The sequence below is a fragment of the Bradyrhizobium sp. OK095 genome (assembly GCF_900109945.1).
GTDB lineage: Bacteria > Pseudomonadota > Alphaproteobacteria > Rhizobiales > Xanthobacteraceae > Bradyrhizobium.
The window spans coordinates 279,554-292,532 of the sequence record NZ_FOBX01000002.1 but is presented as its reverse complement, the minus strand read 5'-3'; the positions used below and the strand labels follow the sequence as shown (position 1 = coordinate 292,532).

The 12,979-nt window shown below is 64.7% G+C and carries 12 protein-coding genes; 2 read left to right on the top strand and 10 right to left on the bottom strand.

Annotated features, from left to right (window positions below):
• Window positions 1–66: 66 nt before the first annotated feature.
• The gene (locus BMW89_RS06385) at window positions 67–1,563 is read left to right on the top strand and encodes an ABC transporter substrate-binding protein (RefSeq protein WP_092023845.1); all 1,497 of its coding nucleotides are present in this window, start codon (window positions 67–69) and stop codon (window positions 1,561–1,563) included.
• 471 nt (window positions 1,564–2,034) lie between these two features.
• Here BMW89_RS06385 and BMW89_RS06380 read toward each other — a convergent pair whose 3' ends face one another.
• The 8 genes from BMW89_RS06380 to BMW89_RS06345 are packed head-to-tail and all read right to left on the bottom strand — an operon-like array spanning window position 2,035 to window position 10,062.
• Entirely contained in the window at window positions 2,035–3,588 is a 1,554-nt protein-coding gene (locus tag BMW89_RS06380) for a hydantoinase/oxoprolinase N-terminal domain-containing protein (protein ID WP_092023844.1), read from the bottom strand.
• Window positions 3,589–3,594: 6 nt separating this feature from the next.
• Window positions 3,595–4,701: an S-methyl thiohydantoin desulfurase family protein gene (locus BMW89_RS06375; protein ID WP_092023843.1), complete on the bottom strand. Its 1,107-nt coding sequence runs from the start codon at window positions 4,699–4,701 to the stop codon at window positions 3,595–3,597.
• Window positions 4,698–5,384 (bottom strand): AroM family protein, encoded by a 687-nt coding sequence (locus BMW89_RS06370; RefSeq protein WP_092023842.1) that lies wholly within the window; start codon window positions 5,382–5,384, stop codon window positions 4,698–4,700. The genes BMW89_RS06375 and BMW89_RS06370 overlap by 4 nt, the downstream gene beginning before the upstream one ends.
• Before the next feature lie 7 nt (window positions 5,385–5,391).
• Complete coding sequence (locus BMW89_RS06365; protein WP_092023841.1) at window positions 5,392–6,462, bottom strand: ABC transporter ATP-binding protein; 1,071 nt, start codon at window positions 6,460–6,462, stop codon at window positions 5,392–5,394.
• Complete coding sequence (locus tag BMW89_RS06360) at window positions 6,459–7,517, bottom strand: extracellular solute-binding protein (protein WP_092023839.1); 1,059 nt, start codon at window positions 7,515–7,517, stop codon at window positions 6,459–6,461. Before BMW89_RS06360 ends, BMW89_RS06365 begins: the two co-directional genes overlap by 4 nt.
• A gap of 21 nt (window positions 7,518–7,538) precedes the next feature.
• Window positions 7,539–8,399, bottom strand: coding sequence for an ABC transporter permease (locus tag BMW89_RS06355; RefSeq protein WP_177195867.1), 861 nt, complete (start codon window positions 8,397–8,399; stop codon window positions 7,539–7,541).
• 8 nt (window positions 8,400–8,407) lie between these two features.
• Window positions 8,408–9,283, bottom strand: coding sequence for an ABC transporter permease (locus BMW89_RS06350; protein WP_092023837.1), 876 nt, complete (start codon window positions 9,281–9,283; stop codon window positions 8,408–8,410).
• Window positions 9,280–10,062 (bottom strand): IclR family transcriptional regulator, encoded by a 783-nt coding sequence (locus tag BMW89_RS06345; RefSeq protein ID WP_092023836.1) that lies wholly within the window; start codon window positions 10,060–10,062, stop codon window positions 9,280–9,282. The genes BMW89_RS06350 and BMW89_RS06345 overlap by 4 nt, the downstream gene beginning before the upstream one ends.
• A 363-nt stretch (window positions 10,063–10,425) precedes the next feature.
• Between BMW89_RS06345 and BMW89_RS06340 the strand changes: the two genes are divergently transcribed.
• Window positions 10,426–11,346 (top strand): VOC family protein, encoded by a 921-nt coding sequence (locus BMW89_RS06340; RefSeq protein ID WP_092023835.1) that lies wholly within the window; start codon window positions 10,426–10,428, stop codon window positions 11,344–11,346.
• 56 nt (window positions 11,347–11,402) lie between these two features.
• Here BMW89_RS06340 and BMW89_RS06335 read toward each other — a convergent pair whose 3' ends face one another.
• Both BMW89_RS06335 and BMW89_RS06330 read right to left on the bottom strand, forming a co-directional pair.
• Entirely contained in the window at window positions 11,403–12,029 is a 627-nt protein-coding gene (locus BMW89_RS06335) for an alpha/beta hydrolase (protein ID WP_092023834.1), read from the bottom strand.
• Window positions 12,026–12,964 (bottom strand): ring-cleaving dioxygenase, encoded by a 939-nt coding sequence (locus tag BMW89_RS06330; RefSeq protein ID WP_092023833.1) that lies wholly within the window; start codon window positions 12,962–12,964, stop codon window positions 12,026–12,028. The genes BMW89_RS06335 and BMW89_RS06330 overlap by 4 nt, the downstream gene beginning before the upstream one ends.
• Window positions 12,965–12,979 lie beyond the last annotated feature (15 nt).

The following is a 12,979-nucleotide window of genomic DNA, read 5'->3' as shown; positions in this document are numbered from 1 at the left end:
GAAGCGGGATAGGCGTAGTCTTGAATTGACGTAGTCTTGGGAAGACAGAGGGCCGGAGAGTTGGGCATGTTCAGGAAACTATCGATCGTCGCATTTGCCGCCGCGCTTGCCGCAGCGCCGCTGCCGGTACTGGCGCAGAGCAAGAAGGAGAGCGCCGTCATGGCGATGGCGCTGGAGCCGCCGGGGCTCGATCCCACCAACGCCGCCGCCGCCGCGATCGCCGAGGTCACGCTCTACAACATCTATGAGACCCTGACCAAGATCAACGAGGACGGCACCACCTCGCCTTTGCTGGCGGAGAGCTGGACCGCTACGCCGGACTTGAAGTCCTACACGTTCAAGCTGCGCAAGGGCGTAAAATTCCACAACGGCGAACCCTTCGATTCCGCTGCGGTCAAATTCTCGTTCGAGCGCAACGCGGTCGCGACCAGCACCAACAAGGACAAGAGCCTGTTCCAGGGCTTCGAGTCCGTTGCCGCGCCCGACGCCGACACGGTCGTGATCACCCTGAAGAATTCCGAGCCGAACCTGCCGTTCCTGCTGGGACAGGCGAGCGGCTCGATCGTCGAGCCGAAGAGCGCAGCCACCAACGTCACGCAGCCGGTCGGCACCGGACCTTACCAGCTCGGCGCCTGGGCCAAGGGCTCCTCGATTACGCTCGCCAAATGGGCCGACTATCGCAACGCCGCCGCGATCAAGCTCTCGAAGGTGACGATCCGCTTCATCTCCGATCCGGCGGCGCAGGTGGCGGCGCTGCTGTCGGGCGACGTCGATGCATTCCCGCGCGTCGCCGCAGCGCGCGCCTTGCCCCAGTTCAAATCCGATCCGCGCTTTTCGGTGCTGGTCGGCGGCTCCAAGGCCAAGACCATCGTCGCGATCAACCACCGCAAGAAGCCGCTGGATGACGTCCGCGTTCGCCGCGCCATCCTTGCCGCGATCGACCGCAAGTCCATGATCGACGGTGCCGTCGACGGCTTCGGCACCCCGATCGGCAGCTTCTACGTGCCTGGATCGCTCGGCTATGTCGACACCACAGGCATCAACCCCTACGACCCCGAGAAGGCGAAGAAGCTGCTGGCAGAAGCCGGAATCACCACGCCGCTCGAACTGTCGATCAAGCTGCCGCCGCCGTCCTATGCGCGCCAGGGCGGCGAAATCGTCGCAGCCCAGCTCGCCAAGGTCGGCATCATCGCCAAGATCGAGAACGTCGAATGGGCGCAATGGCTGTCGCAGGTGTTCGCCGGCAACGGTCCGCACAATTTCGACCTCACCATCGTCAGCCATGTCGAGCCGTTCGATCTCGTCAAGGTCACCGAGCCTGACTACTATCTCGGCTACAACAACGAGACGTTCAACGCGCTCTACAAGCAGATCGTGTCGACGCCCGACGAGTCCTCTCGCGCAAAACTTCTCGGCGACGCCCAGCGCATGCTCGCTACCGACGCCGTCTCCGCCTACCTCTACCAGCCGCAGCTGATCACAATCACAGCCAAGAAGCTGAAGGGCGTCTGGAAGGACGTGCCGCAATACGAGAACGATTTCTCGACCTGGTATTGGGAGTAAACGAGGGCAGCTCTCGTCGGTTAGCGTACGCGGCGCATTGTTGTGCCCTCTCCCCTTGCGGGAGAGGGCAGCTCCGCTGGTAGACACGAACTCGCTTGGGTGAGGGGTATGCCTCCACGCATGCATCTCTCAAAATTGAGTTCGCGGAGAGAACCCCTCATCCGGCGCTACGCGCCACCTTCTCCCACAAGGGGAGAAGGAAGAGGCGATCGTAGCGATTTCGGAATATTAGCATCGTACCCCTGTTTTGCCCGACGTGTCAAATGGCGGAGATGCCCGTTGCTGTGCCCTCTCTCATTGCAGGAGAGGGCAGCGCCGCCGGTAGACGCGGACCCACTGGTAAGGGGTCTGTCTCCCGCGGATGCACCTCTCTCCAGCCTGAGCTGCTCCATCCGCGTAAGCCATTGATCTCGCTATCCCCGGCTACTGTGCATGGGGTTGTTTTCGCATTTTGTGCTGAGCCGGAGGTCGTCACGCCGCCGCAGGCAGATCCGGATCGGCGATCGCGCCGGCGACGCGGACGCGGACGCGCAGCGCATTGCCGGGCAGATAGGCGATCGGCATGTCCTCGACATCGACGGTCTTGAGACTGTCGCGCGCGGCTCCGGCCTGAACCGCGCGGTCGGCGGCAATATCGCGCGCGGCTGCGATCGCATCCTCGCGGCTGAGATCGCGGAACACCTGGTCGGCTTCGCCAGAGACCTGCGCGATCGCGGCGCCCACCGCATTGGCGCAATCGCCATGCGGCACGCGCACGATCTCGGAAATGCCGGGCAGGCGATCCGGCACCAGGAAGGCGCCGCCGCCGACGGCGAGCAGCGGCACGTCGCCGGCTTCGGTCTTCATGCGGTCGATGTCTTCCTCCAGCTTGCGCCAGGCATCGCGCATCGCCGCCTCGATCAGGCGTTTCGGCAAATTGGCGACGCGTGAGCGATCGCCGATGTCGATCAGGCCGGCCGCGACTGCGATGTCGGTGGCGGTGAGCCGCGAGCCGCCGAACACCAGCGCGTCCGACGTCAGACGATAGCCGACGCTGAGCGGGCCGACGCGAACCGGATCCTCGTCGACATGGCTGCCGCCGCCGAGCCCGATCGACAGCAGGTCAGGCATCCGGAACAGCGTGCGCACGCCGCCGACCTCGACCACGGCATTGGCCTCGCGCGGGAAGCCATGCCGAAGCTGGCCGATATCGCTGGTGGTGCCGCCGACGTCGACCACCATGGCGTCGTCGAGGCCGGAGAGATGCGCGGCGCCGCGCATGGAATTGGTGGCACCGGAGGCAAAGCTCATCACCGGGAAGGCGGTGGCGATCTCGGCTTGCATGACAGTGCCGTCGTTCTGGGTCAGGAACAGCGGCGCGTCGATGCCGCTGTCGGCGATCGCCTTGCGGAACGCTGCGACGGTGGTGATGGCGAGATCGCGCAGGGAGGCGTTGAGCAGCGCGGCATTCTCGCGCTCCAGAAGACCGATGCGGCCGAGATCGTGCGACATCGTCACCGCGACATCAGGGCAGATCTCGGCGAGGATCTCGCGTGCGGTGGTTTCGCAGGAGGGATCGAGCGGGGAGAAGCTCGAGCACACCGCGGCCGAACGCAGGCCCGAATCCTTGATCCTTCGCGCAGCGTTCTTGAGGCCGGCGATGTCGAGCGGCATGAACGGGCGGCCGTCGTAATCGTGGCCGCCCTCCAGCATGAAGATGTCGCCATTGACAAGCGTGGCGAGATCAGCCGGCCAGTCGCAGAACGGCGGCAGCGAGGCGCTGGCGGGCATGCCGATGCGGATCGCGGCGATCTTTTGCACATGACGGCGCTGCACCACCGCGTTGATGAAGTGCGTGGTGCCGATCACGACCGCATCGACCTTCACCGCGGCGGCGGGTTCCGCACGCAATGCCTTGAGCGCGTCGAGGATGCCTGAGGTCACGTCGGCGGTGGTCGGGCGCTTGACGGAATGAACGACCTTCTCGTCGACAATCAGCACGGCGTCCGTGTTGGTGCCGCCGACATCGATGCCAATACGCTTCATGGGATATTAAGCTCCAGCCGCGGCGGGCGAGAAGAGGGAACGGAAATCGAGGTCGTAGCCGAAGGCGCGCGGGCCGACGAATTCGAGACCTCGGGGGCTCGTCAGCACCGGCGGTGCCGGCAGCGCGACGACGGTGACGCGCTGGCCGTAGCGGATCGTCTCGGTGCCGATGCCGTGACCGTTGACGCTGTCGAGCACGCAGATCAGATCGGGTGACGTCGCAATCGCTTCCTCGTCGCGCCAGGCCACGATCCATTCGTTCTGGAACGAGAGCTTCAGCTTGGTGCCGCGGTCCGCATCGCTGCCGTCGACCATCGCCGAGCCGCGCAAAAATCCTTCTGTCGTGCGTCGTGCAACGTCGACGATCTTGCCGGTGAACAGCCTCTTGCCGCCTTCGGTCGAAAGCAGCGCGGCGATCGGATCCTCGTGACGGCGGTTCGCCTCCTGTACGGCGCGGCCGATGCCGATGGCCTTGGTGGTGGTGAAGTGGATGCCCCAGTCCTTGACCTCGCGGCCGGTGCGCGGCGCCTTGCTGGTGGAGGCGATCGAGCCCATCTCGACGCAGATCTTGCGGCTCGCCCGCTCCATCCACTTCCAGGTCGGTACCTTGGTCACGACGGCTTCGATGCCGCGGGGATCGTAGAGCGTACATGGGTAGGGGCGTAAATCTCCGATCGCGACCGAGGTCATCTGCGCCTCAGGGAAGGCGCGGCCCATGCAGTCGGCATCGACCACGGGGATGCCGAGATGGGCAGCCGCCATCAGCGCCTGCACGCCGTTGCCGCCGCCGATCTCCACCGACATCACGGCACGGAACTTGATGCCGTTGATCTCTTCCTGCATGCGCACGGCGCGCGCGATGTTGCGGCTGTCGGCGAGGCGCTCTTGTCCGACCAGCGGCGCGCCCATGTTGGAGACCACGGCGACCCAGTCGTCGTCGCCGAGGTCGAGCGGCGACATCAATTGCACGCGGGTGCCCTCGGCATAGAGCCGGCGCAGATTGAGCAGGCCGAGATAGGGGCTGCCGCCGCCGCCGGTGCCGAGAATCCAGGCGCCAACCGCGAGCGCCTCGATTTCCTCGAGGCTGATCGTCTTCAACTCCATTTTGCTCACGACACCAGCTCCTCGACGATGCGGGCCGCGGTGGCAAGGCCGAGGATCACAGGGCCAGGATAGGCCTTACGCACGCGTGCCTTGTTGGCGCTGGTGTAGCTGATGCAGTCCATCACCACGAGATCTGGCTCGAGCTCCGCCATCGTGTGCGCGGCTTCGTCGACCGCGGCATCGTCGGAACCGGGACGCAAGGTGATGCCGACGACTTCGACACCGTCGCGCTGCCATTTCTTGTCGATCAGCGCAGTCTGCTCCACCAGCGGCGAGAACACGCCGAGCCGGCCGCTCGGCAGCACGGCTTCGACGAGATTGTGCAGGATGGCCGAGGGGAGGATGACAAGACCGTCGGCCGCGAGATTGGGAAATTTGCCGGTGCAGGCCATCAGCGTCACGCCGACGCCCTCGTGTTTGAATCGGATGATCTGCTGGCTCGCGCGGCGCTCGACTTCCTTCTTGCTGATGGTGACGCCGTCGCCGTTCGGCAGCAGCGTGAACAGCGTGTCGTAGCCGTCCATCGGCGGGATGGCGTCGATCTCGGCACGGCTCATGCCGTCGAGCGCGCCGCGCAGCTCGATCTGGATGCCCGGCGACAATACGGCGGCGATCTCGGTGACGACCGAGGGGCGCGGACTCTGGCCGATCACGACCACCCCGATGCGCTGGTGCTTCAATGGCATGTTCATGTTGGGTCTAGTCCTTCAAGACGACGAGATCGGCCGGCGTCCAATCAAGCGTGACGCCGTCGCCGGGAACGAACAGGCGGCTCGTGCCTGCATTGGGCTGCTGCACGAGGACGCGATGGCCGCCCTCCAGCGTGATGCGGTAGAGCACCGCGCCACCGAGAAAGTTGGTGTTCTCGACGATACCGTGGGTGGAGCTGCCGGCTGTGATGGTGGCGTCGGTGCGCGGCGAGAGACGAATCTTTTCAGGGCGCAGCGCCACCGAGAGAACGCCGGTGCCTTCCGTCTCGGCAGGCGGCAGCGCCAGAATCAGGCTCTTGCCGACGTCGAGGCTCGGGCCGACGCGCTCGCCGCGAAAGATGTTGGTGTCGCCGATGAAGTCGGCGACGAAGCGCGTGGTGGGCTGGTTGTAGATTTCAGTCGGCGTACCGACCTGCTCGACGCGGCCGCCGTTCATCACAGCGATGCGGTCGGACATCGCCAGCGCCTCTTCCTGGTCGTGGGTGACGAACACCAGGGTCAGGCCAAGCTTCTTCTGGAGCTGCTTGAGCTCGAACTGCATTTGCTGGCGCAGTTTCTTGTCGAGCGCGCCGAGCGGCTCGTCGCAGAGCAGGACGCGCGGTGCGATCACGATGGCGCGGGCAAGCGCAACGCGCTGCTGCTGGCCGCCGGAGAGCTGCGCCGGACGGCGGTCTTCGAGGCCGGACAGCTCGACCATGGCCAGCGCCGCCTTCACCTTGGCCGCGATGGTCGCCTTGTCGAGCCCGCGCATGCGCAGGCCGAAGGCGACATTCTCGGCGACGGTGCGATGGGGGAAGAGCGCGTAGTTCTGGAACACCATGCCCATGTCGCGCTTGTGCGCAGGCACATGGGTGATGTCGGCGCCGTCGACGCGAATCGCGCCCGAGCTCGGCATCTCGAAGCCGGCGATCATGCGCAGCGTCGTGGTCTTGCCGCAGCCGGACGGTCCGAGCAGGGAGAAGAATTCACCCTGCCGGATGTCCATGGCAACCGCGTCCACAGCGCGCACGCCGCCGTCATAGACTTTGCTGACGCCGGCGATTTCGATCGATGCGCTCATGCGCGGAAGATCCTGTTGACGCGCTGGTCGATCTCGTCCTTGCGCTCATTGTACCACTTCCAGTCGACCTGGATCAGCTTCGAGACCTTCTCGGGCGTGGTGAGCAATTTGGCGTCGTATTTGGGGTCGAGCTTTACTTTCCTGTTGGCCGGCGAGTACCACACGGTTTCGGCGAGGCGCTTCTGTACCTCCGGCCGCAGCATGTAGTTGACATAGGCGTTGGCGAGCTCCTTCATCTTGCTGCCGGGCGTGATGGTCAAAACCTGCTCAAGCGACAGCACGCCTTCGCTCGGCGAAATGAAATCGGTCGGCTGGTTCTGCCCGTCATAGCGGTAGATGCCGGAATCGTGGATGACGCACATGCCGACTTCGCCCGACAGCAGCATCTTCTCCATCGCGCCGGTGAAGTCGACGATCTTGATCGGCTTCAGCTTCTCCAGCGCCATATAGGCCGCGTCGAGATCAGTCTGGCCCTTTCCGAACAGCGTGCCGCACATCATCAGGAAGGCCTGGCCGAGGCTGTTGACGGGGATGACATAGCCGCCGCGGACGCCGTTATATTTCGCGTCCCACAATTCCTTCCAGGAGGTGACGCCGCTGTAGCCCTTGTCGGTGCGCATGCCGAGACCGATGGCGCTGGTGAAGATCGAGACGCCTACGATCTTGTCGCTGATGGCGTAGGGATAGACGTCGGCGAGGTTCGGCACGAGCTTCGCGTCGATCTTCGGTTCGACCAGGCCCATTTCGGCCGCGGCCCACTGCTCGTTGGAATTGGTGTGCATCACGTCGTAGATCGGCGCCGAGCGCGAGCTCGCCTGCAGCTTCGGCAGATAGGGGAAGGCAGAATCGATCTGGAGCTTGCACTTGAACTCGCTCTCGAAGGCGGGGCCGATCTCGGACTTCATGACCTCACCCCACTTGCCGCCCCAGCCGGTGATGCGCAGCGTCGGATCGTCGGCGCGTGCGACGTAAGGAGCGGCGATCGTGCCGATGCCGAGCGAGGCGCTCGCGGTCAGAAAGCGGCGGCGGCTGAGAAATCCCAGGGCTTTCATCATGTCTCGATTCCTTCGATGCGGTTATAATTTGACGTAGGAGCGCAAGCCGACGGTGCGGTCGAGCCCGATGACGACGACAAAGGCGAGCACGATCGAGACGACGGATGCAGCGCCAATGGTGCCGTCGAGATCGAACTTGAGGTAATTGAACAGCGTGACCGGCAGCGTCTCGTTGCCCGGTGAGACCAGGAACAGCGACACCGGAAACTGGTCGAACGAAACGATGAAAGCGAAGATTGCGCCGGCGAGCACGCCGGGCTTGATCAGCGGCAGCGTCACCTCGAAGAAGGTGCGCAACGGACTTGCGCCGAGGTTCTGCGCGGCTTCTTCCAGGCGCGTGTCGAAATTATGCAGCACGGCGAGCGTGGTGCGTACCACGTAAGGCAGCGTCACCAGCGTGTGGCCGGCAACGAGGCCCCAGGTCGGCCGTCCCACGTCGAGCAGCACATAGGTCTGGAACAGCGCGAGCCCGGTCAGGATCGCTGGCAGCATCAGCGGCGAGAGCATGGTCGCCACGATCAGCCGCGTGCCCGGCAGATTGCCGCGTGCCAGCGCCAGCGCTGCGGAGGCGCCGAGGATGGTTGCCGAGACCGTGGTGAGAACCGCGACTTCGAGGCTGAACCAGAGCGCGTGCATGAAGTCGCGCGAGGCGAAGAACTTTTCGAACCAGCGCAAGGACACGCCGACCGGCGGAAACTGGATGAAGGGCGTCGGGTTCAGCGCGAACACGATGACGATGGCGATCGGCGCCAGCAGGAAGGCCAGGATGGCGATGTTGACCGCGAGATAGAGGTAGCGGCCGTAGGGCCGCGCAGCTGCGGCCGTACGCGTTGCCTGCTGGGGTGCCGCGAGCGAAGGGCTGTGCGAGGCCGTGGTTTGCATCCTCGGCCTCACTGCAATTCGCGCTGGCCGGAGACGAGGCCGAGCGCGCGGTTATAGGCGATGACGAGCAGCAGCGAGATCATGAGCAGGATAATGCCGAGCGCAGCGGCAAAGCCGACGTTGAAGTTCGCGGAGATCTGCTGGTAGATCAGGATCGGCAGCGTCATGATCTGGAAGCCGCCGAGCAGGATCGGCGTGACATAGGCGCTGATTGCGAGCGCAAACACCAGAAGCGATCCCGCGAGGATGCCGGGCAGGCTGAGCGGCAGCGTCACTTCTATAAAGGCGCGCAGCGGGCTCGCGCCGAGATTTTCGGCGGCTTGCTCCAGCCGCTCGTCGATGCGGCCGATCACGCCTGTCAGCGTCAGCACCATGAAGGGCACGTAAATGTGGACGAGCCCAACCACGATGCCGGTCTCGGTGTACATCAGCTTCAACGGCTGAGAGATGAGGCCGAGCGAGATCAGGGTCTCGTTGATCACACCTTTGTCGGACAGCAGCGTCATCCAGGCGAAGGTGCGCACCACGATGCCGGTCAGCATCGGAGCCAGCACCGCCATCAACAGCAGCGCGTGACCGCTGCGGCTCTTGATGCGCGCCATCCAGTGGGCCAGTGGATAGCCGATCAGAAGCGCGACCAGCGTGGTCACGAGCCCGATCCGGATCGTGGTCCAGATCACCTCGAAATAAAAGGGATCGCCGATCATGCGGGCGTAGTGACGTGTGGTGAAGGCGACCTTCGGCATCACCACCGGATTGCCGGTGAGCACGCTCATGACAGCCATCAGCCCGATCGGCAGGAAGAAGAACAAGGCAAACAACAGCGCGCTCGGGAGGATGAAGAGCGCAAGGCCGTTGGGGCGCGTGGTCGCGGTGCTGCTCATCGCGTCCCCGTCCGGATGCGAGCGGCGTCCTGATCGAGTGTGTCGCCGGTCAGCCGTCGCAATTTTGCGGCCATCGCCGCCAGCTCGCGGCGAACATTGGCGCGCTCGGCGGCGGTGGTCGCCTGCACCGAATAGGACACCGCGATCCCGACCATCTCGCCTGTCTCGCCGCTTTTCAGCGCAAACCCTTGCGAGCCGACGCCTTCGATCGATTCGTCGGCTGCCTCCGACACGCCGGTGCGGCGGATCTCGTCTAGCCGCGCCATGAGCTGCTTGAAGTTTTGCGGCGAGTTGCGCGGCAGCTTCGGATAGGTCGCGGGCACCCTTGCACGGATGTCCTCATCGGAGAGGCGCGCCAGCATGGCACGGCCGTTCGACGTGACGGGCGCCGGCGTGCGTTGGCCGGGTGGATTGACCACACGCAACGGATTGGAGCCCGGCACGATCCGCAGCACGACCTGCTCGTAGCCGTCGAGCACGGCGATGTAGCCGGTGTGGCCGGTGCGCGCGCAGACCTCGCGCAATTCGCGCTCGGCCATGCTGATGAGATCGTCATGGGCACGGTGTAGCCGACCGAGCTCGAAGGTGAGGAGACCTGGCCGGTAGCGGCGGGTGTGCGGGTCCTGCTCAAGCAGGCCGCAATCGCGCAACGAGCGCAAGAGCCGCGAGGTCGAACTCTTCGGCTTGCCCGTCAGCGCCATCACGTCCGCGAACGACAGATCCGGCCGCGCGCTGGAGAAGCAGCGGAGAATCTCGATGGCATTGGTGAGGGCGCTCATGAAGGCTGGTCCAAGGCAGTTCCATATTTCGGAACCTTGTCCCAAATTCTAAGCATGGCGTGGAAACGGGCAAGCGGAAATTTCGCGCAAGCTGGCGCCCGATTGCGCAGCTACGACTCGTGCGACAGCGATGGTTGAAGGTGGTGAGGCCGGTCGATTCCCGGCGGCAGGGGTCAACGGCTTGATTTGGTCATGAATTGGGAAAGCGACGCCGTTGCTTCCTCTCCGTCATCGCAGGCCAACGGGTCCGGCGCGTCGCGATTGACCGCGAATGCATTCTCTGTTGAGTGGCCGTGATCGCTTGGTGGCGACAAACGCATTCATCGAACACCGCGCGGTCCTATCTCGCTTGAGGAGTTGCCCATGAAGAGGCTGTTGGCTTCCGTTTTGCTCTTGTCATTCACAGCCCTTGCCGGCGGCGCGCCTGCACTTGCAAAGAATGCAGCGAAACCCAGCCGGCCGATGGTGGCCGTGGCGCCGCAATACGACACGACCCACGTCTATGTCGCGCCGGATGACGTCGACAGATTCGTCGCGAGCTTTCTCGCGACTTTCGGCGGCCACAGCACCAAGCAAGTGGTTGCGACGGTTACGCCGACCCCGAGCAGCACGACGTCGCAACTGCTTCAGACGCCGGTGGGGATGGTCTCGCTGTTCGGCTTCAAGACGCCCGTGCCTTACCCTTTCGGCACTGAGCGGAACGGATATCTCGTCAGCGATATTGACGTGGCGATCAAGGCCGCGCGTGCTGCGGGGGCCGACGTCATCGTTTCGGCGTTTCCCGATCCGATCGGCCGCGACGCCGTGGTGCAGTGGCCGGGCGGGATCAACCTGCAGCTCTACTGGCACACGACAAAGCCGAACTACGCCGCGCTCGAGAACATCCCCGAGAACAGGGTTTACGTCTCAGTCGATCGGGCGGATGCATTCCTGCGCAGCTTCCTCGCATTCTCGCAGGGCAAGATCGTCTCCGAGACGGCGACCGCGCCCGGGCTTGAAATCGGCAGAGCGGGAGGGACCTATCGGCGAGTCCGTATCAATTCGGCGTTCGGAAAGATGGTCGTTCTCGTCACCGACGGGCACCTGCCGTATCCTTATGGCCGCGAGACCACGGGCTACGAGGTGGCAGATCTGGACGCAACGCTCGCGAAGGCCAGGGCCGCCGGGGTGTCGGTTCTGATCGAGCCCTATACGTCGGACGGCCGGACTGCGGCGATGGTGCGGTTTCCGGGGGGCTACGTTGCCGAGATTCACTCGGCGCCCGCCAAACACGCGGGGCTTTAGGCCGGTTGAGGGAGCCGGGCGGCGCATCGTCGTTGAACGATGCGCCGCCCGGCGGTTCACGCCGCTTCCGCCGCGACGTTGCCGATCCAGTTGCGGGCGAGCGTCACGTCGGCCTGCGACAATTGATGGCCCGCCGGCAGCACCTTGTGGGTCACGCTGGCGCCTGCCTGCGACAGCAGCGCGGCAAGATGGGCCGAGTTGCTCGCCGGCACGATCGGGTCGCCTTGTCCGGACAACAGCAGGATTGGCTTGCCTGCAAGGTTGGCCTTCGGCGGATCCGACAATGGCACCATGGCACGGAGCAGGATCGCACCCGCCAGCGCGTCCGGCTTCAGCAGCAACAGCGCGGCTGCGATGTTGGCGCCGTTGGAGAAGCCGACCGCAACCGGCGCTGCAATGCCGTATCGCTGCCGCGCATCCGTGACGAAGTCGCCGAGTTCGGCTGCGCGCTTGCGCACATCCTCCTCGTCGAGCACGCCTTCAGCGAGACGGCGGAAGAAGCGCGGCATGCCGTGCTCGAGCACGCGTCCGCGCGGCGAGAGCAGGGCGGCGCCGGGCGAGATCATCTTGCCGAGCCCGAGCAGGTCGTTCTCGTCGCCGCCGGTGCCGTGCAACAGCAACAGCGGATGGGAGCCCGTGTTGGTCGCGGGCTCGAAACGATGGATGAATGTGCTCTCGGTCATGACACGCTTTCTTCGAGGTTGGGCAGAACACCCTCGATCTGCTTGCGTTGCGCTTCGAGGAAACTCGGCAGCTTCAGGTCGCGTCCCAGCGTCGCGACGGGCTCGTCGACGGCGAAGCCGGGGATGTCGGTCGCAATCTCGAACAGCACGCCGCCGGGTTCGCGGAAGTAGATCGAACGAAAATAGTTGCGATCCCTCTGCTCGGTCGGATGCAGGCCGTGATTGGTGACGAGCTTTTGCGCCATCTGGCCTTGCTCGGCATCATCTGCCGCGCGGAAGGCGATGTGATGCACGGAGCCGCCACCCTGATGGCCGCGCAAAAAGCCCTTGGCCTCGTAGATGTCGACGACGCTGCCTTCGACGTCGCCCGAGGCCTTGAAGCGGATCACCGAGCCTTCGCGCGCCGTCTCCTTGAAGCCGAACACGTCGGTGAGGACGGCAGCCGTCTTCGCCGCGCTGTCGAGCAGCAAGGTCACGCCATGGAAGCCGCGGATCGCATGCTCGGCCGGCACGTCGCCATTGCTCCAACCGGGCTCGTTCTCGGCACCGGGAATGCCGACCAGCGCTAGCGCCATCCCGTCGGGGTCGGTGAACGGCAGCACGGACTCGCCAAACCGCTTCTCTAGCGCCTCGAAGGCGATGCCCTTCTCGATGAAGCGCTGCGTCCAGTAGCCGAGCGAGCGCTGCGGCACGCGGAAGGCGGTCTGATGGGTCTCGCCGACGCCGCGGCGGCCGGCCGGTGCGCCGGCCCAGGGGAAGAAGGTCAGGATGGTGCCGGGGCGGCCGGTCTCGTCGCCGTAATAGAAGTGATAGGTGCCGGGATCGTCGAAATTGACCGTCTTCTTGACGAAGCGCAGGCCTAGATCCCGGGTGTAAAAGCCGAAATTGCGGATCGGGTCGCCGGCGATCGCGGTGACATGGTGCAGTCCAGACATTGTCGTCCTCCAGAA

Excerpts from the sequence above, each read along its gene's own strand:
- BMW89_RS06385 (WP_092023845.1), top strand. The coding sequence starts at position 67 with ATGTTCAGGAAACTATCGATCGTCGCATTTGCCGCCGCGCTTGCCGCA.
- BMW89_RS06380 (WP_092023844.1), bottom strand. The coding sequence starts at position 3,588 with ATGAAGCGTATTGGCATCGATGTCGGCGGCACCAACACGGACGCCGTG.
- BMW89_RS06370 (WP_092023842.1), bottom strand. The coding sequence starts at position 5,384 with ATGAACATGCCATTGAAGCACCAGCGCATCGGGGTGGTCGTGATCGGC.
- BMW89_RS06365 (WP_092023841.1), bottom strand. The coding sequence starts at position 6,462 with ATGAGCGCATCGATCGAAATCGCCGGCGTCAGCAAAGTCTATGACGGC.
- BMW89_RS06360 (WP_092023839.1), bottom strand. The coding sequence starts at position 7,517 with ATGATGAAAGCCCTGGGATTTCTCAGCCGCCGCCGCTTTCTGACCGCG.
- BMW89_RS06355 (WP_177195867.1), bottom strand. The coding sequence starts at position 8,399 with ATGCAAACCACGGCCTCGCACAGCCCTTCGCTCGCGGCACCCCAGCAG.
- BMW89_RS06350 (WP_092023837.1), bottom strand. The coding sequence starts at position 9,283 with ATGAGCAGCACCGCGACCACGCGCCCCAACGGCCTTGCGCTCTTCATC.
- BMW89_RS06345 (WP_092023836.1), bottom strand. The coding sequence starts at position 10,062 with ATGAGCGCCCTCACCAATGCCATCGAGATTCTCCGCTGCTTCTCCAGC.
- BMW89_RS06340 (WP_092023835.1), top strand. The coding sequence starts at position 10,426 with ATGAAGAGGCTGTTGGCTTCCGTTTTGCTCTTGTCATTCACAGCCCTT.
- BMW89_RS06335 (WP_092023834.1), bottom strand. The coding sequence starts at position 12,029 with ATGACCGAGAGCACATTCATCCATCGTTTCGAGCCCGCGACCAACACG.
- BMW89_RS06330 (WP_092023833.1), bottom strand. The coding sequence starts at position 12,964 with ATGTCTGGACTGCACCATGTCACCGCGATCGCCGGCGACCCGATCCGC.